This window comes from Dactylosporangium sp. NPDC005555, from assembly GCF_040605635.1.
In the GTDB taxonomy this organism is placed as follows: domain Bacteria; phylum Actinomycetota; class Actinomycetes; order Mycobacteriales; family Micromonosporaceae; genus Dactylosporangium.
In genome coordinates, this window is the sequence record NZ_JBEXDG010000002.1 from 124,569 (window position 1) to 149,499 (window position 24,931).

General features: G+C 71.3%; 21 protein-coding genes. 14 read left to right on the top strand and 7 right to left on the bottom strand.

Translation table 11 applies throughout. The annotated features are described in order from the left end of the window. Positions 1-109 precede the first annotated feature (109 nt). The 4 genes from rpsF (at position 110) to rplI (ending at position 1,773) form a co-directional block, all read left to right on the top strand. The gene (rpsF, locus tag ABZS58_RS03190; protein ID WP_033359943.1) at positions 110-400 is read left to right on the top strand and encodes a 30S ribosomal protein S6; all 291 of its coding nucleotides are present in this window, start codon (positions 110-112) and stop codon (positions 398-400) included. 111 nt (positions 401-511) lie between these two features. Continuing rightward, positions 512-1,051, top strand: coding sequence for a single-stranded DNA-binding protein (locus ABZS58_RS03195; RefSeq protein ID WP_354777018.1), 540 nt, complete (start codon positions 512-514; stop codon positions 1,049-1,051). Between the two features lie 20 nt (positions 1,052-1,071). Continuing rightward, positions 1,072-1,311 (top strand): 30S ribosomal protein S18, encoded by a 240-nt coding sequence (gene rpsR / locus ABZS58_RS03200; protein ID WP_033359945.1) that lies wholly within the window; start codon positions 1,072-1,074, stop codon positions 1,309-1,311. Between the two features lie 12 nt (positions 1,312-1,323). Further along, positions 1,324-1,773 (top strand): 50S ribosomal protein L9, encoded by a 450-nt coding sequence (gene rplI, locus ABZS58_RS03205; protein WP_354777020.1) that lies wholly within the window; start codon positions 1,324-1,326, stop codon positions 1,771-1,773. A gap of 55 nt (positions 1,774-1,828) precedes the next feature. Here rplI and ABZS58_RS03210 read toward each other — a convergent pair whose 3' ends face one another. Both ABZS58_RS03210 and ABZS58_RS03215 read right to left on the bottom strand, forming a co-directional pair. Then, positions 1,829-3,331, bottom strand: coding sequence for a von Willebrand factor type A domain-containing protein (locus ABZS58_RS03210; protein WP_354777022.1), 1,503 nt, complete (start codon positions 3,329-3,331; stop codon positions 1,829-1,831). A 144-nt stretch (positions 3,332-3,475) separates the two neighbouring features. After that, the gene (locus ABZS58_RS03215) at positions 3,476-3,952 is read right to left on the bottom strand and encodes a hypothetical protein (RefSeq protein ID WP_354777024.1); all 477 of its coding nucleotides are present in this window, start codon (positions 3,950-3,952) and stop codon (positions 3,476-3,478) included. A gap of 286 nt (positions 3,953-4,238) precedes the next feature. Between ABZS58_RS03215 and dnaB the strand changes: the two genes are divergently transcribed. Continuing rightward, positions 4,239-6,971: a replicative DNA helicase gene (gene dnaB, locus ABZS58_RS03220; protein ID WP_354777026.1), complete on the top strand. Its 2,733-nt coding sequence runs from the start codon at positions 4,239-4,241 to the stop codon at positions 6,969-6,971. Positions 6,972-7,353: 382 nt separating this feature from the next. Here the strand turns inward: dnaB and ABZS58_RS03225 are convergent, their stop codons facing one another. The 3 genes from ABZS58_RS03225 to ABZS58_RS03235 are packed head-to-tail and all read right to left on the bottom strand — an operon-like array spanning position 7,354 to position 12,137. After that, positions 7,354-7,983 (bottom strand): phosphoribosyltransferase family protein, encoded by a 630-nt coding sequence (locus tag ABZS58_RS03225; RefSeq protein ID WP_354777028.1) that lies wholly within the window; start codon positions 7,981-7,983, stop codon positions 7,354-7,356. Between the two features lie 9 nt (positions 7,984-7,992). Further along, the gene (locus ABZS58_RS03230; protein ID WP_354777030.1) at positions 7,993-9,621 is read right to left on the bottom strand and encodes a glycosyltransferase 87 family protein; all 1,629 of its coding nucleotides are present in this window, start codon (positions 9,619-9,621) and stop codon (positions 7,993-7,995) included. After that, complete coding sequence (locus tag ABZS58_RS03235) at positions 9,609-12,137, bottom strand: bifunctional diguanylate cyclase/phosphodiesterase (protein WP_354777032.1); 2,529 nt, start codon at positions 12,135-12,137, stop codon at positions 9,609-9,611. Before ABZS58_RS03235 ends, ABZS58_RS03230 begins: the two co-directional genes overlap by 13 nt. 351 nt (positions 12,138-12,488) lie before the next feature. Between ABZS58_RS03235 and moaC the strand changes: the two genes are divergently transcribed. The 4 genes from moaC to ABZS58_RS03255 are packed head-to-tail and all read left to right on the top strand — an operon-like array spanning position 12,489 to position 15,068. Continuing rightward, positions 12,489-12,965 carry a cyclic pyranopterin monophosphate synthase MoaC gene (moaC, locus tag ABZS58_RS03240; protein ID WP_354777034.1) on the top strand — a complete coding sequence of 159 codons (477 nt, stop codon included), beginning with the start codon at positions 12,489-12,491 and terminating at the stop codon, positions 12,963-12,965. Further along, entirely contained in the window at positions 12,947-13,429 is a 483-nt protein-coding gene (locus ABZS58_RS03245; protein WP_354777426.1) for a MogA/MoaB family molybdenum cofactor biosynthesis protein, read from the top strand. Before moaC ends, ABZS58_RS03245 begins: the two co-directional genes overlap by 19 nt. A 17-nt stretch (positions 13,430-13,446) precedes the next feature. After that, positions 13,447-14,649, top strand: a complete 1,203-nt coding sequence (locus ABZS58_RS03250; protein ID WP_354777036.1) for a molybdopterin molybdotransferase MoeA — start codon at positions 13,447-13,449, stop codon at positions 14,647-14,649. Further along, positions 14,646-15,068, top strand: a complete 423-nt coding sequence (locus tag ABZS58_RS03255) for a molybdenum cofactor biosynthesis protein MoaE (protein ID WP_354777038.1) — start codon at positions 14,646-14,648, stop codon at positions 15,066-15,068. The genes ABZS58_RS03250 and ABZS58_RS03255 overlap by 4 nt, the downstream gene beginning before the upstream one ends. 60 nt (positions 15,069-15,128) lie before the next feature. Here ABZS58_RS03255 and ABZS58_RS03260 read toward each other — a convergent pair whose 3' ends face one another. Continuing rightward, a complete protein-coding gene (locus tag ABZS58_RS03260; protein ID WP_354777040.1) occupies positions 15,129-15,692 on the bottom strand; it encodes a DoxX family protein in 564 nt (187 codons plus the stop codon). Between the two features lie 54 nt (positions 15,693-15,746). On the opposite strand from ABZS58_RS03260, the gene ABZS58_RS03265 reads away from it, so the two are divergent. From ABZS58_RS03265 to ABZS58_RS03285, 5 genes are all read left to right on the top strand, one after another. Next, positions 15,747-17,105: an SWIM zinc finger family protein gene (locus tag ABZS58_RS03265; protein WP_354777042.1), complete on the top strand. Its 1,359-nt coding sequence runs from the start codon at positions 15,747-15,749 to the stop codon at positions 17,103-17,105. 106 nt (positions 17,106-17,211) lie between these two features. After that, the gene (locus ABZS58_RS03270) at positions 17,212-18,732 is read left to right on the top strand and encodes a DUF5691 domain-containing protein (protein ID WP_354777044.1); all 1,521 of its coding nucleotides are present in this window, start codon (positions 17,212-17,214) and stop codon (positions 18,730-18,732) included. Beyond that, complete coding sequence (locus tag ABZS58_RS03275) at positions 18,729-19,826, top strand: AAA family ATPase (RefSeq protein ID WP_354777046.1); 1,098 nt, start codon at positions 18,729-18,731, stop codon at positions 19,824-19,826. The genes ABZS58_RS03270 and ABZS58_RS03275 overlap by 4 nt, the downstream gene beginning before the upstream one ends. Then, the gene (locus ABZS58_RS03280) at positions 19,819-22,557 is read left to right on the top strand and encodes a DUF5682 family protein (RefSeq protein ID WP_354777048.1); all 2,739 of its coding nucleotides are present in this window, start codon (positions 19,819-19,821) and stop codon (positions 22,555-22,557) included. Before ABZS58_RS03275 ends, ABZS58_RS03280 begins: the two co-directional genes overlap by 8 nt. Next, on the top strand, positions 22,550-23,707 hold the full coding sequence (locus tag ABZS58_RS03285; RefSeq protein WP_354777050.1) for a VWA domain-containing protein: 1,158 nt from the start codon (positions 22,550-22,552) through the stop codon (positions 23,705-23,707). Before ABZS58_RS03280 ends, ABZS58_RS03285 begins: the two co-directional genes overlap by 8 nt. Here the strand turns inward: ABZS58_RS03285 and ABZS58_RS03290 are convergent. Next, positions 23,704-24,912 (bottom strand): ATP-binding protein, encoded by a 1,209-nt coding sequence (locus ABZS58_RS03290; RefSeq protein WP_354777052.1) that lies wholly within the window; start codon positions 24,910-24,912, stop codon positions 23,704-23,706. The two genes, ABZS58_RS03285 and ABZS58_RS03290, sit on opposite strands and share 4 nt — an antisense overlap. Positions 24,913-24,931: the final 19 nt, after the last annotated feature.

The following is a 24,931-nucleotide window of genomic DNA, read 5'->3' on the forward strand; positions in this document are numbered from 1 at the left end:
GCGCACCGTGTACCCTAGCTCGGTCTGCTATCCGTCGGATGGCAGACGACGCACGACCTCCTGCCGCGGATGGACCGCGGCCGCTCAGCCCGTAGGAGGTGAGAACGTCTTGCGTCATTACGAAATCATGGTGATCCTCGATGGAAGTCTCGAGGAGCGCACCGTCGCACCGTCGCTCGACACGTATCTGAACGTGATCCGGACGTCGGGTGGCTCGGTGGAGAAGCTCGACGTGTGGGGCCGTAGGCGCCTCTCGTACGAGATCAACAAGAAGACCGAGGGCATCTATGCCGTCATCGACCTCCAGGCATCGCCGGAGTCGGTGGCAGAGCTGGACCGTCAGCTGCGACTCAACGAGTCCGTGCTGCGCACCAAGGTCATCCGGCCCGAGGTCCGCTAAGCGGATTCCGGGCGAGATCGACCTGTTTGGCCGGCCACCTGGCACCCGGGGAATTGTCATACCCCTGTGTCATGGTGGGCCATACACCAGTGCGCGAGGAGTTGACTCAATATGGCAGCAGGAGACACCACGATCACGGTCATCGGCAATCTGACCGACGACCCCGAGTTGCGCTTCACTCCGTCTGGGGCGGCCGTGGCCAAGTTCCGGGTGGCATCCACCCCCCGGTTCCTGGACAAGACCACCAACGAGTGGAAGGACGGCGAATCGCTGTTCCTGTCCTGCACGGTGTGGCGTCAGGCGGCTGAGAATGTCGCCGAGTCGCTGCAGCGTGGTACCCGCGTGATCGTCTCCGGCCGCCTGAAGCAGCGGAGTTACGAGACTCGCGAGGGTGAGAAGCGCACTGTCATCGAGCTTGAGGTCGACGAGATCGGCCCCTCGCTGCGCAACGCGACTGCCAAGGTGCAGAAGATGCAGCGCTCCGGTGGCAGTGGCGGCTTCGGCTCTGGTGGCGGCGGCGGCGGCAACAGCGGTGGCGGCGGCGGCGGGTTCAGCGATGACCCGTGGGCCAGCTCAGCGCCGGCAACCGCCAACAGTGGTGGCGGCGGCGGCAGGTCGAGCTCATCCTTCGACGACGAGCCCCCGTTCTAATGGCATCAGGAGCAAGAGCAATGGCGAAGGCTGCGGCCCTGCGCAAACCCAAGAAGAAGGTGAACCCTCTCGACAAGGAGGGCATCGCCTACATCGACTACAAGGACACCGCGCTGCTGCGGAAGTTCATCTCCGACCGCGGCAAGATCCGCGCTCGGCGGGTGACCGGCGTGACCGCTCAGCAGCAGCGGCAGATCGCGCGTGCCGTCAAGAACGCGCGCGAGATGGCGCTGCTCCCCTACACCGCGACTGCGCGATAAGGGGAGGCTGACATGAAGATCATCCTGAAGCAGGAGGTCACCGGTCTCGGGACCCCCGGCGACGTGGTTGAGGTCAAGGACGGCTACGGCCGTAACTACCTGCTCCCGCAGGGCTTCGCGATCCGCTGGACCAAGGGCGGCGAGAAGCAGATCGTGACGATCAAGCGGGCCCGTGGGGCCCGTGAGATCCGCGACCTGGGCCACGCCAACGAGGTCAAGGCCCAGCTGGAGAACCTGACCGTCAAGCTGGCCGTCCGTGCCGGCGAAGGCGGCCGGCTCTACGGCTCGGTCACCCCGGCCGAGGTCGCCGACGCGGTGCAGAAGGCCGGCGGTCCGACCCTGGACAAGCGCCGCCTCGAGCTGCCGGGCCACGTGAAGTCCGTCGGTGACTACAAGGTGCAGATCAAGCTGCACCCCGAGGTCGCCGCCAGCTTCACGCTGAGGGTCACGGCCGCCAAGTAAGACGCTGTGCACGAAAAGGGGCCCGTCCGACGGACGGGCCCCTTTTCGCTGCCCCCTACCGGTACAACTTCATCGCCGCCTGAATCGCGTCGGCGAGCTCCGCGACCTGCCTGTCCCCCTCCGCCTGGCGCTGCGCGAGCCGCAGCAGATCGTCGAGCCGCACCTCGCCCGCGTATTGGCTGGCCCGCAGCACCTCGGCGAAGTAGGCCGCCGTGTAGCAGACCTGCACGGGCGGCGTCGCCGACGCGAACTCCCGATCGAGTGACGCCACCGTCACCGATAGGTTCTGCTCGCTCGCCTCACGCGTGCGCGGGTCCTGCCAGCGCACGCGTACATCTGCCAGGTGACCCTCGGCGCCCGGGCGCAGGTGCAGCGCGTACAGCGCCGTCACCGCATGACCGGGGCCGACCTCGCCGCCGTCGACCCGGTCGTTGCGGAACGCCGACGCCGACAGCGTGCGGTTCTCGTAGCCGATCAGCCGGTACGACACGACCGCCGCGGGATCGAACTCCACCTGGGCCTTCGCGTCCAGCGCCCGGACCGCGAGCGTCGCCGGCAACTGCTCCACGAAGACCTTGTTCGCCTCGGCGGAGTCGCTGACATACACGACGTAACCGTCGCCCTTGTCGGCGAGCTCCTCCATGAACTTGTCGCCGTAGTCGCTGCCGACCCCGACACCCATCATCGTGATCTGCTTCGCCGCCGCCTCCTGCACCTCGCGGACCAGGGACGTGGCGTTCGTCGAGCCGACATTCGGAAGGCCGTCGGAGAGCAGAATGACACGGTTCGTGGAACCCGACCGGAAGGCCTTGCGCGCCGTCTCGTACCCCAGCCGCAGCCCAGCCTGCAGGTTCGTGCTCCCGGCCACGCGCAAGCGGTCGATCGCCCCGTGCAGCGCCGAGCGGTCCCGGACCGGCGTCATCTGCCGCAGCACCTCCGCCTCGTCGGAGTAGGCGATCAATGCCACCGAGTCCGTGGTACGCAACTGGTCGACCAACGTATGCAGCCCGCTCTTGACCAGGTCGAGCTTGCCGGGCTCAGCCATCGAACCGGACACGTCGACGACGAACGTCAGCGACGCGTCGAGCCGCTGTCCGTCGGGCTCATCCCTCGTCTGCAACCCCACCCGCAGCAACCGGGCCGTGTCACCGCTGTTCTGGTGCGTCTTCGGCAGCCGGGCGCCGTCCGCGGACACCGCGAAACCGTCGCCGGAAGGCTGCCGGTACCCCTGCTGGAACGAGTTCACGAACTCCTCGGGACGGATCGAGCTCGCCGCCGGACGCTGACCCGCCATGAGCTGCCGCTTCGCGTAGCCGTAGGACGCGGTGTCGACGTCGACCGCGAACGTCGACACCGGCTGGCTCGACGCTTCCTGCTCGCCGGCCGCCGCCTCGTCCGCGGCCTCGCCGGTCGCGGGCGGACCGGGCCGTCCGCCTTCGGGGTTCACCGTCTGCGCCCGCTCATAGCTGCTCGGGCTGTCCTCGCTTGATGCGCCACATGCTGCCAGGCTCAACGCCGCGATCACGGCGACGGCGGTGACACGGAACCGACTGACCATGGAAGCCTCCCTGAAAGGTGTCTGGCCAGTCAGACGACGACCTGCCCGTGATCGGCTCCGAGCGTAACCGGACAGAGACCCAAGCGTGAGCATCGGTGATCGTCCCGCAAGGATGCTGTGACCCTTCGACGGGAACCGATCCGCTCAGAGCTGCGTCGCGAGCACCGCGAAGATCACCGTTGCCATGCCGGCACCCAGTACCGCAGACGCGAACCCGATCGTCCAGGCGCGCCAGCCGGACGTCGCCCACCCCAGGAACATCGCCACCGCGATGCCCAGCGCCAACGCGACCGCGATCTGCGGCACGCCGTCCAGAAGATTGGTGAACGCCTCCGATCGCGGCGCCGGACACGGCACCCCGAACGCGTTGACACAACCGGCACGAGGCTCCGACGACATCGTCGCCGCCCAGATCACATAGCCGATGATCGGCACCACGTACCAGCAGGCCGTGGCGATGAACGCGCCCGCGTAATCGGTGGGCTCGTCCTCTTCCTCGTCCCGCCGCCGGATCGGCCGCGCGCGTGATCTGTCCCACTCCGGGTAAGTCACGGCCGCAGCGTCACTCTTCGGTCGGACGTCCGCCATCGTCCGTCCAGCCGGAAAACGTCCGGCCTTCATGTCACTCGATCAGGCGACTATTTTTCCCACACAGGCTGTGGATGAAGAAAAGCCAGCTCAGGACCGCTTTGTGGATCCCGGCGGCGAAGTTTTCCACAGGCCTGTGCACAGCTGATCCCCCGTTTGTGGACGGTGGTCCACAGGTTGTCCCAAGGGTTGTCCACCGGCTGATTTTGACGAACGCCAGCCGCTCCATACCGTTGCGCGGGGCGCTCCACGTGTTCCGGAGCGCACCGCGAGTTTTTGTCGTACCCAAGAGGTCTACTGGTCCCATGGGGGTACGACGTTGGAGGGGCAAGTGTCGATCACCGAAGACAGACCAAGCGATTCGTGGGACGACGCGACCCCGGCCGAGCCGCGCCGGCAGCCGCCGAAGGACAAGGACAAGGGATCCGAGCGCCCATCCGGCGGCGCCGAGGCCTTCGAGCGCACCCCACCGCAGGACGTCGCCGCGGAGCAGAGCGTCCTCGGCGGCATGCTGCTGTCCAAGGACGCCGTCGCCGACGTCGTCGAGATCCTCAAGTCCCACGACTTCTACCGGCCCAACCACACCGTCGTCTTCGACGCGATCCTCGACCTCTACGGCCGCGGCGAGCCCGCCGACGCCGTCACCGTCGCCGCGGCCCTGACCGACGCGGGCGAGATCGCCAAGGTAGGCGGCGCCGCCTACCTGCACACCCTCATGGCGGCCGTGCCCACCGCCGCCAACGCGTCCTACTACGCCCGCATCGTCGCCGAGCGCGCCGTCCTGCGCCGCGTCATCGAGGCCGGCACCCGCATCGTCCAGCTCGGCTACGGCTCCGCCGGCCCCGGCGGCCGCGACGTCGACGACGTGGTCGACCTCGCCCAGCAGGCCATCTACGACGTCACCGAGAAGCGCGTCAGCGAGGACTTCGCCGTCCTCGCCGAGATGCTCCAGCCCACCCTCGACGAGATCGAAGCCGTCGGCGCCCAGGGCGGCGTCATGACCGGCGTCCCCACCGGCTTCAGCGACCTCGACCGACTCCTCAACGGCCTGCACCCCGGCCAGCTGGTGATCGTCGCCGGCCGACCTGGTCTCGGGAAGGCGCTGGCGCTCGACACCCCGCTGCCGACGCCCGGCGGCTGGACGACGATGGGGGAGGTGAAGGCCGGCGATCAGCTGCTGGGTGCCGACGGCCGGCCCACCACGATCGTCAACGCGTTCGACGTCTTGCACGACCGGCCGTGCTTCGAGGTGGAGTTCTCCGACGGCAGCGTGATCGTCGCCGATGCCGAGCACCTCTGGAAGACCACCACGAGGGCCGCGCGACGCCAGCACTCCGAAAACACCTTCTCGCCGCAGTTGCCTGAGGCCGCCCGCGCCCAGGTGGCGTCGCCCCTGGCGAGTGTGATGGCGGGGCCGGACTCGTTGGTGACGTTCGGCGAGGCGGCCGGTCTGGCCGGCCCCCGCTTCCGGCACGTGCTGCACGTCGTCGGCGGTGAGGAACACCACCGGGCGGGCAAGCCGTGGCGTCGCTCGATCCAGGCCCACTCCACCCACGCACTGCTGACGGCGCTGGACCGGCGGGTCAACAGGACCATGGACGACGGGGTCGTCACCACCCAGTACATTGCCGAGACCCTTCGGCACCCGATGGACGGCCGCCCCAACCACGCCGTCGAAAATTGCCGGCCGCTGCAGCTTCCCGAGCAGGACCTGCTGGTGCCGCCCTACACGCTCGGCGCGTGGCTCGGGGACGGGCACTCCGCGGCGGGTCGCATCACCACCGCGGATCCGGAGATCGTCGCCTTCATCGCTGATGACGGGTTCGAGATCAGGCCGAGCTCGGCGCATCCGACGCTCTATGGCATCGGCAGGTCTGGCAAGCATCCGCTGGTGCACGACCTGCGAGTGCTCGGCGTTCTCAACGACAAGCACATCCCGCCGGTCTATCTGCGCGGCTCCGAGCAGCAGCGCCGCGCGCTGCTCGCCGGTCTGCTGGACACCGACGGCACCGTGACGCCCACCGGCACCGCACAGTTCACGTCGACCTCGGCACGGCTCGCGGCCGATGTCCGCGAGCTGGTGGTCAGCCTCGGCTACCGGTGCACGGTGACGACGAAACAGATCAACGGTCGGATCTCGGCCAGCCCTGTCGCCTACACCTTGAACTTCACCACGATCGACGACGTGTTCCGGCTCGGACGGAAGCTGTCCGCGCACCAGGAGTGCCGACGGTCCGTCGGCACGTCGAGGACCGGTTCCAGGTACATCGTCGACGTCCGGCCCGTCGCGAGCGTTCCGGTCCGTTGCGTTCAGGTCGACAACGACGACCACCTCTACCTGGCCGGTCGTTCGATGATCCCGACCCACAACTCCACCGCTGCGATGGACTTCAGCCGGTCGGCGTCGGTGAAGCACAACATGGCGAGTGCGATCTTCAGTCTGGAAATGTCCAAGGTCGAGATCGTCATGCGACTGCTCTCGGCCGAGGCGCGGGTGCCACTGCATGTGCTGCGGTCGGGGCAGTTGTCGGACGACGACTGGACCAAGCTGGCTCGGCGGATGGGCGAGATCAGCGAAGCGCCGCTGTTCGTCGACGACACGCCGAACATGAACCTCATGGAGATCCGGGCCAAGGCACGGCGGCTCAAGCAGCGGCACGACCTGAAGCTGATCATCGTCGACTATCTGCAGCTGATGACGAGCCCGAAGAGGACCGAGAGCCGGCAGCAGGAGGTCGCGGACCTGTCGCGTGGCCTGAAGCTGCTGGCGAAGGAGGTCGAGTGCCCCGTGGTCGCGGTCAGCCAGCTGAACCGTGGACCCGAGCAGCGCACCGACAAGCGCCCACAGCTGTCTGACCTGCGTGAATCGGGTTCGATCGAGCAAGATGCCGACGTGGTCATCCTGTTGCACCGTGACGATTACTACGACAAGGAGTCTCCGCGAGCGGGCGAGGCCGACTTCATCGTGGCCAAGCACCGAAACGGTCCGACCGACACGATCACGGTCGCGGCGCAGCTTCACCTGTCGCGCTTCGTCGACATGGCCATTTAGGACCGCCCCGGCGAGTCTGGGTGTGATCAGCGCGCGGCGCGGAGCCGGGTCGGTCTGTGCCAGGTCTGTTTGGTTCTCGCTGGGCGCCTCCATCTGATGGCCGCTGCTTTGCGCCGGCACGGCGGGCTGCGGCTTGCGTCGCCTTTGGCGGGCCGCGCTGTGCCTGGATCCGGCGTGGTCGAGGGGCGGGCGGGGATCGCTGAGCGGCAGGGTCGAGGATCAGTGGCGAGCTCCGTGTGGATCAGATGCGCGGCGAGCGGTCAGAACGCGGAGACCTGGGGCCAGAACAGTAGGCGCTCAGGACGCAGGTGGCCTGAGGCCGGGGCGGCCCAGTGGGCGCTCAGACGATGCGGGGAACTGGCAGTAGGGGCTCAGGAGGCGCTCAGGACGTGAGGTGGGCGTTCAGGATTCGGGCTACCTCGGCATCCGGGATCTGGCGGAAGTCGTCGTAGTAGCGGCTGACGGCGCCGAACCGGTCGGAGGTCAGTGGGCAGACGACCTCGTCGGCGAGGTGGGACAGGCGTTGGACGGCGGGGGTGGCGCCGACGGGGACGGCCAGGACGACGCGGGTGGCGGACAGGGCTCTGGCGACCGCGACCGCGGCACCCGCCGTGGCGCCGGTGGCCAGGCCGTCGTCGATGATGAGCGCGGTCCGGCCGGTGAGGTCGAGCGGGTCGCGGCCGATGCGGAAGAGGCGGTCGCGGCGGCGGAGTTCGGCGGTCTCGTGGCGGAGGACGGGAGCCATCTCGTGGGGTTTGAGGCTGATCTCCGAGTTGAGGACCTGGACGCCGCCGGGGCCGATGGCGCCGAAGGCTACCTCGGGGGCCCAAGGTACGCCGAGCTTGCGCACGACCAGAGCGTCGAGCGGGACGTGGAGCCGGGTGGCGACCTCGGCGGCGACAGGCATGCCGCCGCGGACCAGGCCGAGAGCGATTACGTCGGGCCGGTCGGTGTAGCCGGTGAGGAGCGCGGCGAGGGCGGCGCCGCCTTCTTGGCGGTCCCGGAAAGCCATGCTTCCTGTTTACGCCGCTGGTGAGGGACCCGGCCAGCGACCGCCGGCCGGGGCAGTCCCGGAACCGGGCTCGCGTCCGACCTCACCGGACGGAACGCCCTCGGAATCCGGCCCGCATCCGACCTCACCGGATGGAGCGCCCTCGGAATCCGGCTCACGGCCGTCAGATGACGCGGTCTCGGACCCCGGCCCGCGGTCAGCGGCACCGGACAGAGCGCCCCCGGGTTCCGGAGCTGGGTCGTCAGATGACGCAGCCTGATGACCGGACGGAGTGGCCCCGGGATCCGGCGGTTCGCGGCCGTCGGACGAAGGAGCCTCGGACTCCGGCCCGCCGGACGAAGCGCCCCCGGAGACCGACCCGTGACCGCCCGGCGAGGGAGCCGCAGAAGGCGAGGTGGGCGTGGAAAGCGAGGTGGGCGAGGAAGGCGAGGTGGGATCGGAAAGCGAGGTGGGATCGGAAAGCGAGTCGGACGTGCGCAGCGCCCACCAGAGGGCGGCGAAGGCGGCCGGGTACAGGAGGTATCCGAAGCGGGTCGACGGAATCAGCATGATGGCCGCCGTCAGCCCGACGGTGACGACGAGCGCGGCGGCCTGCGTGGACCTTGGGGGACGGCGCAAGAGCCAGACGCCGATGGCGATCCCGGCAAGAGCCAGCAGCGACAGTGCGATGGTCCGCCCGGCGCCGGTTGAGGAGGCGATGAGCTGACCGGGCAGCGGCGACTGGGCAGGGCTCGTGACCAGCCCGTGGCCGGCGGGGAAGCGCAGGACGTTCTCGACGAAGGCGGACGGTGCGACGGCGAGCGCCGGCAGCATCACGAGCAGCGGCAGGCCGAACGCCCCGGCGGCGAAGGCGAGCGTGCGCCGGGAAACGAAGAAGGCGAGCGCCAGCAGTACCAGCGCAACAGGGAGAGCGAAGAGCTTGAGCGCGCCGGCGAGGCCGATGGCGAGGCCGGCGGCGGTCCAGCGGTGGCGTGCGGTGAAGGCCATCGCCAGCAGTGCCAGGCTGACCACGGGCAGGTCGTCGCCGCCGGTCGTGAGGGTGAGAGTGCAGATCGGCAGGACGGCGACGGACTGCGCGACGAGCACGAGGCCGGGCGGGGCGACCAGGTCGGCGAGCAGCCGCAGGGTCCAGAGCATCGCGACGACGGTGGCGACCGCGAACCAGACGCGCGCGTCGGTCCACCAGAAGGAGCCGAACACCGCTCGGGGCAGACCGAAGATCGACATGCCGGGCTGGTACGGCGAGTACCCCAGCAGCCGCTCGGACAAGGGGAGCGCGGCGATGTCCGGGCGGTCGAGATAGGGCGTGCCGGTGTCGAGGAGGCGCCGGCCCATCTGCTCGACGACGAGGACCTCTTCCTGCGCCCGGTCGGTGCGCCCGCCGGCGCGCTGCACGGCCTGTGTGATGAGGGGCGCCAGCGTGACGGCGACGAAGACGAGGGCGGTGAGCAGCAGGCGCCGGAGCACGACCAGCGTGATCAGGAACGCGGCCGCGTAGCCCCACCAGGCGATCGAGCCCCACGCGCGGTGTGGCGGCAGGGTCGACGTGAAGGCGGTGATGAGGGCAAAGGCGGCGGACAGCCCGTAGAGGACGGCGTCGCTGACGGAAATGCGTGGCGTGGTGGCTATGGCACCCATTCTTGCCCGGGCTCGGCGGCGCCGAAACGGCGGGACCGGCGGTTGCGCGGGAGGCGGATCACGGTGTCGGTGTCGTGCAGGGGTGGCGCGAGGCAGCCGGGCTGGCCGTCGTGGCCGCGGCGCAGTGCGGCGAGGAGCCGGTCGGCGGGCATCGCGCGGGCGAAGAGGTGGCCCTGCCCGGCGGGGCAGCCAAGCTCCCAGAGCTGCTGACGCTGCTCTTCGCGTTCGATGCCTTCGGCGACGACGACCAGGCCGAGGCTGCGACCGAGGTCGATGGTGGAGCGGACGACGGCGCCGGGGGCGGAGGTGTTCATGGCGGCGACGAAGCTCCGGTCGATCTTGAGTTCGTCGACGGCGACGCGGGCGAGGGTGGCCAGGGAGGAGAAGCCGGTGCCGAAGTCGTCGAGGGCGAGCCGGATGCCCTGGTCGCGCAGGGCGGCGAGGACGTCGTCGACGACCTCGAGCTTGCTGAGCGTCACGGATTCGGTGAGCTCGATGACGAGCGACGAGGACGGCACGCCGCGGGCCGCGAGGCGCCTGGCGACGGCGTCGGGGAACGACGGGTCGAGCAGGCTGCGCGGGGAGACGTTGACGGCGACCGGGACGGCGTGACCCGCGTCGGCCCACATCGAGACGGCGATCAGGGCCTGGTCGAGGACGGCGTCGGCGAAGGCGGAGAGCTGGCCGGAGCGTTCGATCGCGGGCAGGAACCGGTCGGGCGCGAGGTCGCCGCGGTCGGGGTGGTGCCAGCGGGTGAGCGCCTCGGCGCCGATGACCTGGCCGGTGGCGAGATCGACGATCGGCTGGAAGTTGACCACGAACTGGCCTTCGGCGACGGCGCGGGCGAGGTCGCCGCCGAGGGTGAGGGTGCCGATGTCGGCGGTGTCGCGGGCGTGCGCATAGACGACGACCCGTTGGCCGTCCTGTTTCGCCTGGTACATGGCGACGTCGGCGCGGCGGAGCAGTTCGCCGATGGTGCCGCCGCTGCCGGTCGTGACGCCGCAGCTGGCCTCGACGCTGATGCGCATGTCGTCGAGCTGGATGGGTGGGGCGAGGGCGTCGAGGATCGCGTGAGCGCGCATCTCGGCGAGGGCCGGAGCGCTGAGGTTGGCGAGGATGACGGCGAACTCGTCGCCGCCGAACCGGGCGACGAGGTCGTCCTCCCGTACGGCGGCGCAGAGGCGCTCGCCGACGGTGGTGAGCACGCGGTCGCCGGCGGAGTGTCCGAGGGTGTCGTTGACCTCTTTGAAGTGGTTGAGGTCGATGAGCAGGACGCCGACGATACCGGTGGCGAGGACCTCGTCGCCGTACTGCTGCAGCTTGCGCCGGTTGGCCAGCTGGGTGAGCGGATCCTGGGCGGCGGCGCGGGCGTGGCTGTCGGCGAGGCGCTGCGTCTCGGCGAAGGTGGAGGCGTTGCGGATCGCGGTGCACAGCGCGGCGGCGAAGGTGTGCAGCGTGTAGCCCTCGCGCTCGGTGAGCTTGACCGGCGCCCGGAAGCGCAGACGCAGCTCGCCGAGGTCGGCGTCGCCGCGGTAGCTCTCCAGGCCGATCGGGATGACGAATCCGCCGGCCGGGGGCGCTTCGTCGGGGTCGCCGTCGTACAGGATGTCGCGGCCGTTGCTGCGCACGAGGCGGGTCTCGCCGGTCGGGGGGCGGATCTGCACCTCGACCTCGTCGGTGGAGAAGAGGGCGGCGGCCTTGCGGACGGCGGCGTGCAGCACGGCGGTCTGGTCGACGGAGTTGAACTCGTCGGTCGCCTCGGCGAGCCGCTGCCAGGCCTCGTTGCCCTGGCGGGCGCGGATCCGGTTGCCGGAGGCGAGGTGGATGCACCACAGCAGCAGCGGCAGGATCACCAGCAGCCATTGGCTGATGTCGTACGCGACGACGGTGACGACGGCGATCCCGAACGTTCCGATGCGAACGACGGTGAGAGCGCCCCAGTCGGCGATCAGCCGCTGGTGGTACGGCGTGCCGGTGAGCATGGCGAACAGCGCCTGTGACACGAGCTCGTCGACGATGGTGTAGGCCATCCAGGCGACCACGCTGGCGATTAGCGCCGTGCCGAGCCGTCCGGTGCGGTCCGGGGTGGCCAGGATCGGGGTGAACCCGATGGCGGCGACGGCCGTGCTGGCTGCGGCGCCGGCGAGCACTTCCTTGCCGACGTTGAAACTGATCTTCACCGGCACGTGCGCCACGTTGAGCAACTGGTCGATGAGCTTGCCGACGGCGACGGCAAGAATCACGAACGGAGGTGGCAGGAAGACCGCTGTCGCGATGATGACGGCCGATACGGGTGACGAGCCGTGGATCGCCGAGCGGATCCGCATCTGGATCCGCATATATCCGCAGATGGTGACCAGCGCCATTGGCGCGGGCAGGAAGGGAATCAGGCTGCCGTAGTCGTTGATCAGCAACAACGCTGCGACGACGGCAATGCCCGCACCGACGACGACGGGACCAACGAGACGCCAGAGGCGCCGGTTGGTCGCGTCGTCGGTACCCAGTGGTCTTTGCATCGCGGTTCCGCTCATCGTGACCGATGGCGGTGTGTCCCTGTCAAGGCCGGAAATTTCAGAGCCAGTCGTGAACGCGCATTGCTGCCCCCTTGGTCGTTTCGCGGTTAACGACCCCCGTTCGATCCAAGCCATCGAATGTCATCGAATTGCTTGGCGTTGAACGAAGCCTAGGGTGCATAACGCAGGTTGCCCATCCCTATTTGTCCGTCGACTCATAGTTTGCGAAGAAGGGCACGGCTTGTCATATTTTGGTAACGTGAAAGTTACTCTCCGTGTAGCGGAATCGACGCACCTTCTCACTAGCGTGCATGATCAAATCGAACTTCACGCGGCGATCGATAGGGTGAACTCGTGGCACATGAACTGACCCATGTCGACCGGACCGGTGCGGCCCGGATGGTGGACGTCGCCGGCAAGGAAATCAGCGCCCGGCGTGCGGTTGCGGCTGGTTCCGTGCACACCACCCCCGACGTAATAGCGTTGCTGCACGGCGGGGCGTTACCCAAGGGCGACGCCTTGGCCGTCGCGCGGATCGCCGGAATCATGGGTGCCAAACGCACACCCGATCTCATCCCCCTTTGTCATCCGATCGCCCTTCATGGGGTGACGGTCGACTTGACTCTGAGTGACGAGACGGTAGACATTGAGGTGACCACGCGCACGGCCGACCGCACCGGCGTCGAAATGGAGGCGCTCACCGCTGTCGCCGCCGCCGGGCTGGCGCTCATCGACATGATCAAGGCGGTCGACCCGGCCGCCTCCCTGGAAGGGGTCCGTGTGCTGCGCAAGGAAGGCGGCAAGACCGGCCTCTGGGAGCGCGCCTCGTGAAGGCCGTCGTGATCGTCGCGTCCAACCGGGCCGCCGCCGGCGTCTACGCCGACACCAGCGGCCCGCTGCTCGTCGCCGGCCTGCGCGAGCTGGGCTGCGACGTCGGTGACCCGGTCGTCGTCCCGGACGGGCCGCCGGTCGAGGAGGCTCTGCGCGCGGCGGTCGCCGGCGGCGCCGACGTGATCCTGACCAGCGGCGGCACCGGGGTCACACCCACCGACGCCACCCCCGAGATGACCCGGCGGGTGCTCGACTACGAGGTGCCCGGCATCGCCGAGGCCATCCGCGCCGCGGGTGCGGCGAAGGTGCCGACCGCGATCCTGTCCCGCGGGCTGAGCGGGGTCGCCGGGCGCACCCTCATCGTCAACCTGCCCGGCTCGAAGGGTGGCGCGAAGGACGGTCTCGCCGTGCTCGGACCGGTCCTTTCGCACGCTGTCGACCAGCTCCGCGGCGGCGATCACTGACGGTCTAGGCTCGACGCGTGACGTTACCGATCGCGTGGGCCGACGCCCGCGAGGCCGTGTTCGAGGCCGGCGCGGCGGTCGCGTCGAGCCCCGTGCCCGTCCCCCTCGCCGAGGCCGACGGGCTGACGCTCGCCGGGCCGCTGACCACGCTCACCGCCCTGCCCGCGTTTCCGACCTCCAGCGTCGACGGCTGGGCCGTCCGCGGCGCCGCGCCCTGGCGGATCGTCGGCCGGGTCCTCGCCGGTGACGTCGCCGAGCCGCTGACCGCCGACGGCACCTGCGTGGAGATCGCGACCGGTGGCATGGTGCCCGAAGGCACCCTGTATGTCATCCGCGTCGAGGACGCCACGGTCGACGGCGGGCAGGTCGTCGCCGGTGAGCCCCGCAAGATCCCCGACTGGCGGCTGACCGGTGAGGAGGCCGCCCTCGGCGAGGAGCTGCTGCCCGCCGGGACCCCGATCACGCCTGGCGTCATCGGTCTCGCCGCCGCCTGTGGGTATGACACCCTCCTCTGCCGGCCGAAGCCGCGCAGCGCGCTGCTGGTCTTCGGCGACGAGCTGCTGACCGCGGGCGTCCCCGGCGCCGGTCAGGTCCGCGACGCGCTCGGTCCCTCGCTGCCCTCATGGCTGCGCCGGGCCGGCACCGACGTCGTGCACCACCGCGCCCCCGTCGCCGACACGCTCGAGGACCACGTCGCCGCGCTCCGGACCGCTGTCGACGCCGGGGCGCAGGTCATCTGCACCACCGGCGGCACCATGCACGGGCCCGTCGACCACCTGCACCCGGCGCTCGCCGAGCTCGGCGCCACCTATGTCGTCAACACGGTGGCGGTGCGGCCCGGGTTCCCGATGCTCGTGGCGCGACTGCCCGGGGGACAGTTCGTCGCGGGCCTGCCTGGCAACCCACAGTCCACCTTCGTTGCTTTGGTGTCGCTGGTACTGCCATTGCTCGCCGGACTGGGCGGCCGCCCAGTACCGGGCCATTCGACGGTGAGCCTCGGTGCCGACATCCCCGGCCGGGGCGACTTCACGCATCTCGCGCTGGTGCGCCGCGACCCATCCGACGGGCTGGCCTATCCGGTCGCGCACGCGGGGTCGTCGATGCTGAGAGGCCTGGCCAACTCCATCGGCTTCGCCGTCATCCCGCCCGGAGGGCGGGGCCTCGCGGGGACGCCGGCGCATCTCGTGCCACTGCCGATCCTGGATGGGGAGCGAGTGTGACCGACCGAATCACGGTCCTGGTGACCGGCGAGCCGATCGACGTGACGTCGCACGAGCTGGCCGTCTCCGACCGCGCGGCGGGCGCCGTCGTGTCCTTCGCCGGCGTGGTGCGCGACCACGACGGCGGGCGCGGCGTCGTCGAGCTCGAATACGAGGGCCACCCCAGCGCCGGCGACGTGCTCGCCGAGATCGCCGCGGAGATCGCGGCCGAGCCCGTCGTGCACGCGCTCGCCGTGTCGCACCGGGTGGGGCGGCTGGAGATCGGCGACGTGGCACTCGCGGCGGCGATCTCGACCTCGCACCGGGCCGATGCCTTTCTGCTCTGCGCGCGGCTCGTCGACGAGGTGAAGGCCAGGCTGCCGGTGTGGAAGCGGCAGGTCTTCACCGACGGCGAGGAGGAGTGGGTCAACTGCCCTTGAGCGTTCAGGCAGCCTGCTCGTCGTTACGGGCTGCCCGCTCTCACGGCAGTCTTCTCGCTCTTACGGCAGTCTTCTCGCCAGGCGGGCGATTCGTGCGTCTCGCTGCGCGGCGTGCAGGACGTGGCGGGCCTCGCGTCGTGCCGTGCCTGCGGTGTGGCCGACCTCGCGGCGGGCGATGCGGGCCGTGTTCCGGGCGCGCCAGGCGATGCTGGGGCGGCCCTCGTTGTCCAGCGCCGCGAACAGCAGGCCGCCGATCAGGCCGAGGTTCTTCAGGAAGTTGATCCGCTGCTGGTTGCGCTGCGCCGGGTCGTCGATCTCCCAGAACGCGTGGCCCGCGAGCGTCGTGGGCACCAGCGACCCCGCCAGGACCAGCGCGGCCGGCGTCGTCGCGTGCCCGGTCGCGAGCAGCAGGCCACCGGCGACCTGCGCGGCGCCGTTGACCCGCACCAACGTCTCGGCGTCGGTCGGCAGGCTCGGGTGCACCGCCTTCAGCCTCGGCTCCAACCGGTCCGTGACCGGCCGGGCCTTCTCAGCGAGTTTCGCCGGGTCACGGAACGCGGCCCAGCCCTGAATCACGAAGATCGCGGCGAGCATCGAACGGGCCGCGGTGCGCACGGGTCTCATGCCGGGTTCATACCCAGCCACGGAATGTCGTACCCCATCACTACGCTTCGCAGCATGGCCGAAACTTCGACGGAGACGACGGTCTGGACCACCGACCAGGTCATGGCCCTCGCACCCGACGCGTCCGCCCAGCGGGCCGCCAGGGGCATGGCCGGCGACCGTGCCTGGCTGGAGTCCGGGCTCAGCGCCACCGACGAGGTCCCGCCGACGATCTGGGGCCTCTGCCAGGGCAGTGGCCGCACCCCCTATCAGACCGCCGTCGATCTCACCGAGCCCGCGTTCAAGTGCACGTGCCCGAGCCGCAAGTTCCCCTGCAAACACGCCCTCGCCCTGCTGCTGCGCTGGTCATCGGGGAGCGTCGCCGACGCCAACCCGCCGGGCTGGGTCCAGGAGTGGCAGTCCTCCCGCGCTTCCCGGCGTGCTGCCCCTGCTCCCTCCGGTGATGACGGCTCCGCCGAGGGTGGTGGCGGTCGCGGCGGTGGCGGTCGTGCTGCTCCCGGGGAGAAAGCGCAGGCCCGTCGCGCCGATCGGATCTCCGCGGGGCTCGACGAGCTCGACCGCTGGCTGGCCGACCAGGCCCGCGCCGGGCTGGCGAGCGTCGCCAAGAGCGGCTATGCGCACTGGGACACGATGGCCGCCAGGCTCGTCGACGCCCAGGCCGCGGGCGCGGCCGGCATCCTGCGCCGCACGTCCGCGGTCACCGGCTCGCCCGAGCGGCTCCTGGGCGAGCTCGCCCGGCTCCACCTGCTCGTCGGCGGCTATCGACGCCTGGCCGACCTGCCCGACGACCTCGCCGCCAGTGTCCGCATGCGCGTCGGCCTGCCGATCGCGACCGAGACCGTCCTCGCCGGTCCCGTCCTGCGCGACCGGTGGCAGATCCACGGCGTCCGCGACGAGATCGAGGACCAGCTCACCGTCCGCCGCGCCTGGCTGCGCGGCGCCTCGACCCAGCGCCCCCTGCTGATCCTGTCCTTCGCCGTCGCCGGCCAGTCCCTCCCGGTCGACCTCCTCCCCGGCACCGAGATCGACGCCGACGTCTGCCTCTATCCCGGCGGCCAGCCGGCCCGCGCCCTGATCGCCAAGCGCCACGGCCCACCCGCCCGCATGCACACCGTCGCCGGCGCCACCGGCATCGAGGCCGGCCTGCGCGCCCACGCCGCCGCCCTCGCCGAGGACCCCTGGCTGGACTATTGGCCGATGACCGTCGACGCGGTCTGCCCCACCCGCGACGGCGGCACCTGGCACCTGGTCGACCCCACCGGCCTGGCCCTCCCTCTCGACCCCGCCTCCGGCGACCCGTGGCGGCTGCTCGCCATCACCGGCGGCCACCCGACCACCGTCACCGGCGAATGGTCCGCCGGCGGCCTCCGCCCCCTGGGCGCCTGGTCCGAGGGCAGGCTGGTGCGCCTATGACCCGCTTCGCAGTGGCGGTTTCGCCGCACCGCCCGCAGTGCGCACGATCGCACCGCCCGGCTGTCTCCCGATCGCCGGCGGTCATGAGGTTCGAGGGGGAGGTGTCGTGAGCGGGCTTCCGGAGTGGGGCGATGTCCTGGCGACCGCGCTGGTCGGGACGCAGCGGCGGCACCTTGCGGCCGGGGACGGTGACCCCGCCGAGGTGCTGCTCGACGCGGCGGCCGCGCTGACGATGTATAGGCGCGCCGGTGTCGCGGCACGGGCCGGTGTCGCGGTGCCGTCGGCGGCGCCCGATGACTCCGGGATTCCGCTGGTGCCGTGGCCGGCGTCGGCGCGGGCGGCTGACCTGCTGGCGGTCGACGCCGCGGGGTATGGGTCGAGCAATGCCACTCCCGTGCGCGACGCTGATGGACGACTGGAGCTGCTCGCGGAGTGGCTGGGTGCGGTCGGCGCGCGAAGGGTGCCGGGGGAGCTGCTGCCCGCGTTGCTCGAGGTCGGGCGCCGGCATCGGATTCTGCGCACGCTGATCGCCTCGGTGGGCGGCCCACGGGCGGAGTGGCTGGCGGCGCAGCGGCCCGACTGGGGATACCTGGTCACGGCCACGATCGACGCGCCCGCCGCCGACAGCAGCGCGTGGGAGCTGGGGTCGATCGGGCGGCGGGTCGGCTTCCTGACCGCGTTGCGGCGGCGGGATCCTGACGCGGCGCGGGACCTGCTGCGCGCGGCGTGGCCCACGGAGACGCCCGACGACCGGGCCGCATTGCTCGGCGCCATGGCCACCGGCCTGTCCGAGGCCGACGAGGTGGTGCTGGAGACCGCGCTCGACGATCGGCGCAAGGAGGTGCGCGCCGCCGCGGTCGAGCTGCTCGCGTTGCTGCCCGGCAGTGCATATGCGCGGCGGATGGCGGAGCGTTCGACGGCCTGCGTGCAGGTCGGTGGCGGGCGGATCGTGGTGACCCCGCCGGCCGCCTGTGACAAGGCGATGCGCCGGGATGGGATCACGCCGCGGCCGCCGGTCGGGGTCGGTGAGCGGGCCTGGTGGCTGGAGGAGCTGCTGACCAGGACACCACTGCGGGTTTGGGGCGAGCCCGACGAGTTCCTGCGGTTGCCGGTGACCGACGAGTGGGCGGCTGTCGTGCGTCGCGGCCTGGCCCGGGCGGCGGCCGGGCAGCGCGACGCGCTGTGGGCGACCGCGTTGACCGGGCAGCTGACCGAGGAGGTCGCGGCCGGTGGGCGGCCCGACGACCGGCTGCTGCTCGAAGCCCTGTATGACGCGCTGCCCTCCGACGCCCTGTCGGCGATCGCGGTCGAGGTCCTGCGCCGCGGGCTCGCCGGCGCGGCCGCCGTCGGGGTCGAGCACGTGCTGGAGCTGTGCCCGCGCCCATGGCCACCGGCCCTGCTCGATGCGGTGTTCGCCGCGCTCGACGACCTCGGCGGTCGGCGGTCGGCGGGGTGGCGGCTCGCCGGGCTGTGCGAGCTGGCGGCGCTGCGACTGCCGGCGGACGCCGCGGACCGGGCCGCGAAGCTCGCCTCCGGGCTGGCGTCCGACGATCCGATGTCCTCCATCGTCGGCCGTTTCGCCGACACCCTCCGGTTCCGACAAGACATGCTCGAGGAGCTCGCGTGACCAGCACAGTCGAAGCGCAGGCAGTCCAGCGGCGGCACGCCGAGGACGAGTTCGCCGCCGAGCTGGCCGTGTTGGCCGCCGGGGACGACCGGCCACGCCCGCCCGGGTGGCTGCTGTCCCCCACGGCCGTCGTGACGTATCTGCTCGGCGGGGTCGCCGCGGACGGGACCGTGATCGTCCCGAAGTATGTCGGCTCGCGGCGGCTCATGGAGGTGGCCGTCGCGACGCTCGCCACCGACCGGGCACTGCTGCTGCTCGGCGTGCCAGGCACGGCCAAGACCTGGGTGTCGGAGCATCTGGCGGCCGCCGTCAGCGGTGACTCGACACTGCTGGTCCAGGGCACCGCGGGCACACCCGAGGAAGCGATCCGGTATGGGTGGAACTACGCCCGCCTGCTGTCCGAAGGGCCCAGCCGAGCCGCGCTCGTGCCCAGTCCGGTGCTGCGGGCCATGGCCGACGGCAGGATCGCGCGGATCGAGGAGCTGACCCGCGTCCCGTCCGACGTGCAGGACAGCCTGATCACGGTCCTGTCGGAGAAGACGCTGCCGGTGCCCGAGCTCGGTGAGGAGGTGCAGGCGCGCAAGGGGTTCAACGTCATCGCCACGGCCAACGACCGCGACCGCGGCGTCAACGAGCTGTCGTCCGCACTCCGGCGCCGGTTCAACACGGTGGTCCTGCCGGTGCCGAGCGGGGTCGAGGAGGAGGTCGACATCGTGTCGCGCCGGGTCGCCGCCCTCGGCAAGGCGCTCGAGCTGCCCGAGCTGCCGCCCGCGGTCGACGAGATCCGGCGGGTCGTCACCGTCTTCCGCGAGCTGCGCAACGGCGCGACCGAGGACGGGCGCACGAAACTGAAGTCGCCCAGCGGCACGCTCTCGACGGCCGAGGCGATCTCCGTGGTCACCAACGGCTTGGCGCTCGCCGCGCACTTCGGCGACGGGGTCCTGCGCGCCGGCGACGTCGCGGCCGGCATCCTCGGCGCGGTCGTCAAGGATCCGGTCTCCGACCAGGTCGTGTGGCAGGAATACCTGGAGACCGTGATCCGGGAGCGCGAGGGCTGGCGCGACTTCTACCGGGCGGCCCGTCGCGGTGAGTGATCCGCTGCTGCTCGGCGTGCGTCACCACGGGCCGGGGTCGGCCCGTGCGGTGCGCCGCGCCCTCGCGGCCTTCCGCCCCGACGTGATCCTCATCGAAGGCCCGCCGGAGGCCGACGCTCTGGTGCCGTTCGCGGGCGACGAGGACATGCGCGCACCTGTGGCGCTGCTGGCGTATCCGGCGGACAACCCCGACCCGAAGCTGCGGGCGTCGTTCTGGCCGTTCGCCGAGTTCTCCCCCGAGTGGCAGGCGATCCGCTGGGCCGTGGCGTGCGAGATCCCGGTCCGGTTCATCGACCTGCCCGCCGCGATCCGTCTCGCCTCGGGCACGCCGTCCGTGCCGACACCCGCCGACGACACGGTCCGCGTCGACCCGATCGGCGCCCTGGCCGAGGCCGCCGGCTACGACGACCCGGAGCGCTGGTGGGAAGACGTCGTCGAACACCGCCGCGAGCCGCTGCCGCCCGCCACGGGCGCTACGGGCGCTACGGGTGAAGGGCACACCGTCGAGGGAGCCCGCGGCGGACCTCGCGGTGCAGGTGAGGCCCGCGGCGGACCTCGCGGTGCGGGGGATCGCGGCGTAGGGGATGGCGGCGCAGGGGATGGCGGCGGGCCTCGCGGTGCGGGGAGTGGTCGTCCGGTAGGTCGCGGCGTTGCGGAGGGCCCCGAGGCGGGGGACGGTGTCGAGGAAGGCCGCGGGCGAGGGCTCGGCGCTGTGGACGGGCGCGGTCCTGTGGATGGGCGTGACGCGGAGGACGGTGTCGAGGAAGGTCGCAAGGCCGAGGAAGGCAGCGGCCGAGGGCTCGGTGCTGCGGACAGGCGCGACGTGGGGGAAAGCCGCGAGAGAGGGCACGGTGCCGGGGAAGGCCGCGGTGGCGATGTGCTCGCGGAGCGGCTTGCTGCGGCGGGGACGTTGTTCGCCGTGGAAGAGGACATCGACGCTGAGCGGTTGGCGGAGGCGGTGGCGCCGTTCGCGGCGATCGCTGAGGCCATGACCGTGGTCAGGGCACACACGCCGGCGCCGCCCGAGGCGGAGCGGGTCGACGAGGAGCGGCGCGAGGCACACATGCGGCAGGCGCTGCGGGCGGCGATGAAGGAGTTCGACAGGGTCGCCGTCGTGTGCGGGGCGTGGCACGTGCCGGCGTTGGCCGCGCCGCTGCCCAGCGCGGCGTCCGACGCGGCGGTGCTCAAAGGGCTGCCGAAGGTCAAGGTGTCGATGACCTGGGTGCCCTGGACGCACGCGCGGTTGGCGTCATGGCAGGGGTATGGCGCGGGTGTCCGGTCGCCGGGCTGGTATCACCACCTGTTCACGGCGGTCGACGAGCACGTCGTGGCGCGCTGGTTGGTGAAGGCCGCCGGTGTACTGCGAAAGGACGGCGTCCCCGTCTCCAGCGCCCACGTCATCGAGGCGACCCGGCTGGCCGAGGCGCTCGCCACGATGCGGGGCCGGCCGCTGGCCGGGCTCGCCGAGGTGACCGACGCCGCGCACGCGGTGCTCTGCGACGGCGACGACCTGCGGCTCAGCCTGATCAACCGGCGGCTGGTCGTCGGCGACCGGCTCGGGCGGGTGCCGGACCAGACGCCGGGCGTGCCGATCGCCAAGGACGTGGCCGGCAGCCAGCGCCGGTTGCGGCTCCAGCCGGCGGTCAGCAGCCGGGAGATCGACCTGGACCTGCGCAGAGACCTCGACCTGCAGCGCAGCCAGCTGCTGCACCGGCTGCGGCTGCTCGGCGTGGACTGGGGGCAGGTGCTGGCCAACCGCAAGGGGCGCGGCACGTTCTGGGAGTCGTGGCAGATCGCGTGGCAGCCGGAGTTCGCGGTCGATCTGGTCGAGGCCGGTGTCTACGGCACGACGGTCCGCGAGGCGGCGACCGCACGGGTCGCTGAGCAGGCCGCCGAGGCCGAGACGCTCGCGGACGTGACCGCGCTGGTCGAGCGGTGCCTGCTGGCCGACCTGCCGGACGCGCTGCCGGGGGTGCTCGACGCGCTCGACGAGCGGATGGCGCTCGACGCCGACGTCGCGCACCTGATGGACGCGCTGCCCGCGTTGGCCAGGACGCTGCGGTACGGCGACGTGCGCGGCACCGACCTGTCGGCGCTGCGGTCGGTGACCCTCGGCATGATCACCCGTGTCTGCGTGGGGCTGCCCGCGGCGGTCGGCGGGCTCGACGACGCGGCGGCCACCGTGATGCGCGACCGGATCGACGGGGTGCAGGGCGCGCTCGCGCTGATCGACGACGACGATGCCAGCCGGCGGTGGCAGGCGCTGCTCGGCGGCCTGTCCACCCGCGACGACCTGCACGGCCTGCTCACCGGGCGGATGAGCCGGCTGCTGCTCGACGCGGGCACCGTCGACGCCGACGACATCGGGGCCAGGATGGCGCTGGTGCTGACGGTCGGCGTACCGGTGGCCAAGGCGGCCGCCTGGATCGAGGGCTTCCTCGCCGGCGACGGGCTGCTGCTGGTCCACGACGAGCGGCTGCTGGCCCTGGTCGACGGGTGGCTGACCGGCATTCCCGCGGACGGATTCGTGGAGGTGCTACCGCTGCTGCGAAGAACGTTCAGCGGCTACCCGGCCCCGCAACGCCGCATGATCGGCGAGCGGGCCGCCACCATCGGCACCACCGGCCGGACCCGCACCGGCGACCATGACGACCAGGTCGACCCCGACCGCGGCACCCTGCTGCTTCCGGTCGTGGCACGTCTCCTCGGCAAGGAGCCGCACCATGGATGACGACAACGACGAGCGGCTCCGCAGGTGGCGGCTCGCCCTGGGCGGCGCACAAGGGGGCGAAGGCACCGGACATGGCCTCACCGGCGCCGACGTGTCGATCGATGCCGCGCTCGGCGCACTGTACGACGGCGGCGACGGCACCGGCAGCCAGCGCGGCGCGGGTCTGGGCGCCTCGGCGCCGCGGGTCGCCCGGTGGCTCGGGGACATCCGGCAGTACTTCCCGTCGACGGTCGTGCAGGTCATGCAGGCCGACGCGATCGAGCGCCTCGATCTGACGAGGCTTCTCCTCGAGCCCGAGATGCTCGACGCTGTCGAGCCGGACGTGCACCTCGTGGGGACGCTGCTGTCGCTGAACCGGGTCATGCCCGAAAAGAGCAAACGCGCCGCGCGCAAGGTCGTGGCCAAGGTCGTCGCCGAGCTGGAGCGGCGCGTCGCGCAGCCGACCAGGACGGCGCTCGCCGGCGCGCTCAACCGGGCCGCGAGGATCAACCGGCCCCGGCACCACGACATCGACTGGAACCGGACCATCCGGGCGAATCTCAAGCACTATCAGGCGGAGCATCGCACGGTCGTACCGGAGCGGCTGATCGGATATGGGCGGCGGGCGCAATCGGTGCAGCGCGACGTCGTGCTGTGCGTCGACCAGTCCGGCTCGATGGCGGCGTCCGTCGTCTACTCGGGCGTGTTCGCCGCAGTGCTCGCGTCGATGCGGTCGCTGAAGACGTCGCTCGTGGTGTTCGACACGGTGGTGGTGGACCTGACGGACATGTTGCAGGACCCGGTCGACGTCCTGTTCGGCACCCAGCTCGGCGGCGGCACGGACATCAACCGGGCCATCGCGTACGGCCAGCAGCTCATCACCCGTCCGCGCGACACGATCTTCGTGCTGATCAGCGACCTGTACGAGGGCGGCGTGCGCGAGGAGATGCTCCGACGGGTCGCCGCGATGACGTCCGCGGGCGTGCAGGTGATCGCGTTGCTGGCGCTGTCCGACGAGGGCGCGCCGGACTACGACCACGAGAACGCCGCTGCGCTGGCGGCGCTCGGGGTGCCGGCGTTCGCCTGTACACCGGACGTCTTCCCCGACCTGATGGCCGCCGCCATCGAGCGCCGGGACCTGCGCGCCGTCATCGAGAGGGCGAAGGCCTAGTCGGCGGGCTGCGAGCGGATGTACCGGGCGAAGTGCGGCACCGTGAAGGCGACGGTGCCGCGCTCGCCGGAGTAGATGAGGCCCTTCTTGATCAGCGCGTCCCGCGCCGGGGAGAGGCTGGCCGGGCGGCGCCCGAGCGATCGGGCGATCTCCGCCGTCGGCACCGCCTCGGACACGTCGACCGCCGGCAGCAGGGTCGCCATCGAGCGCATGTACTCGCGTTCGGCGGGCGTGGCGCGCTCGTAGCGGGAGCCGAAGAAGCCGACGGCCAGCTCCGCCTCGGCCTCCGGCGCCGCCACCCTGACGTCCGCCGCGGTGATCGGCGAGTGCGGCGCGTGGTCCCAGGTCGCCTTGCCGTAGGCCTGCACGAAGTACGGGTAGCCGCCGGAGGCCTCGTAGAGCGCGTCGAGCGCCTTGGCCTCGTACTCGACCTCCTCACGCATCGCGGGCGCGGTGAGGGCGAGGTCGGCCGCGATCCGGTCGAGCCGGTCGATGCGTTGGTAGCGGAAGAGCCGCTCGGAGTAGGACTTCGACGCGGTGAGCAGGGCAGGCAGGTGCGGCAGGCCGGCGCCGACCACGATCAGCGGCGCGCCGGTCTGCGACAGCTCGTGGCAGGCCGCGCACATGGCCGAGATGTCGTCGGCGGACAGGTCCTGCATCTCGTCGATGAAGATCGCCACGCCGGTGCCGACGTCGGTCGCCACGCTCGCCGCGTCGGTGAACAGCTCGACCAGGTCGATCTCGATGTCGCCCGAGTCGGCCCGGCCGGTCGCCGCCGGCACGTCGATCCCGGGCTGCCACCGGTCGCGCAGCTTGCTCGGCGGTTTGTTGGGATCCTCGCGCACCGCGAACGCCTTCAGCACTCCGAGGAACTCGTCGATCCGGTCGGGTGCCCGGTGGTGCGGGGCGAGCTCGCGGATCGCCATGTGCAGCGCCGCCGTCATCGGCCGGCGCAGCGACTGGTCGGGCCGGGCCTCGATCTTGCCTGTGCCCCACAACCGCGAGATCGCCTGCGAGCGCAGCGTGTTGAGCAGGACGGTCTTGCCGACGCCGCGCAGACCGGTGAGCATCAGCGAGCGCTCGGGCCGCCCACGGGCGACACGCTCCAGGACCACCTCGAAGGCATGCAGCTCACGGTCGCGGCCGGCGAGCTCAGGCGGCCGCTGCCCGGCGCCGGGCGCATACGGGTTGCGAACGGGATCCACGATCGCACAGTATCGGCGT

What these genes read in the sequence shown, in the direction of transcription:
- ABZS58_RS03195 (WP_354777018.1), top strand. Translation starts at nt 512, where the DNA reads ATGGCAGCAGGAGACACCACGATCACGGTCATCGGCAATCTGACCGAC.
- rpsR (WP_033359945.1), top strand. Translation starts at nt 1,072, where the DNA reads ATGGCGAAGGCTGCGGCCCTGCGCAAACCCAAGAAGAAGGTGAACCCT.
- rplI (WP_354777020.1), top strand. Translation starts at nt 1,324, where the DNA reads ATGAAGATCATCCTGAAGCAGGAGGTCACCGGTCTCGGGACCCCCGGC.
- ABZS58_RS03210 (WP_354777022.1), bottom strand. Translation starts at nt 3,331, where the DNA reads ATGGTCAGTCGGTTCCGTGTCACCGCCGTCGCCGTGATCGCGGCGTTG.
- ABZS58_RS03215 (WP_354777024.1), bottom strand. Translation starts at nt 3,952, where the DNA reads ATGAAGGCCGGACGTTTTCCGGCTGGACGGACGATGGCGGACGTCCGA.
- ABZS58_RS03225 (WP_354777028.1), bottom strand. Translation starts at nt 7,983, where the DNA reads ATGGCTTTCCGGGACCGCCAAGAAGGCGGCGCCGCCCTCGCCGCGCTC.
- ABZS58_RS03230 (WP_354777030.1), bottom strand. Translation starts at nt 9,621, where the DNA reads ATGGGTGCCATAGCCACCACGCCACGCATTTCCGTCAGCGACGCCGTC.
- ABZS58_RS03235 (WP_354777032.1), bottom strand. Translation starts at nt 12,137, where the DNA reads ATGCAAAGACCACTGGGTACCGACGACGCGACCAACCGGCGCCTCTGG.
- ABZS58_RS03260 (WP_354777040.1), bottom strand. Translation starts at nt 15,692, where the DNA reads ATGAGACCCGTGCGCACCGCGGCCCGTTCGATGCTCGCCGCGATCTTC.
- ABZS58_RS03265 (WP_354777042.1), top strand. Translation starts at nt 15,747, where the DNA reads ATGGCCGAAACTTCGACGGAGACGACGGTCTGGACCACCGACCAGGTC.
- ABZS58_RS03285 (WP_354777050.1), top strand. Translation starts at nt 22,550, where the DNA reads ATGGATGACGACAACGACGAGCGGCTCCGCAGGTGGCGGCTCGCCCTG.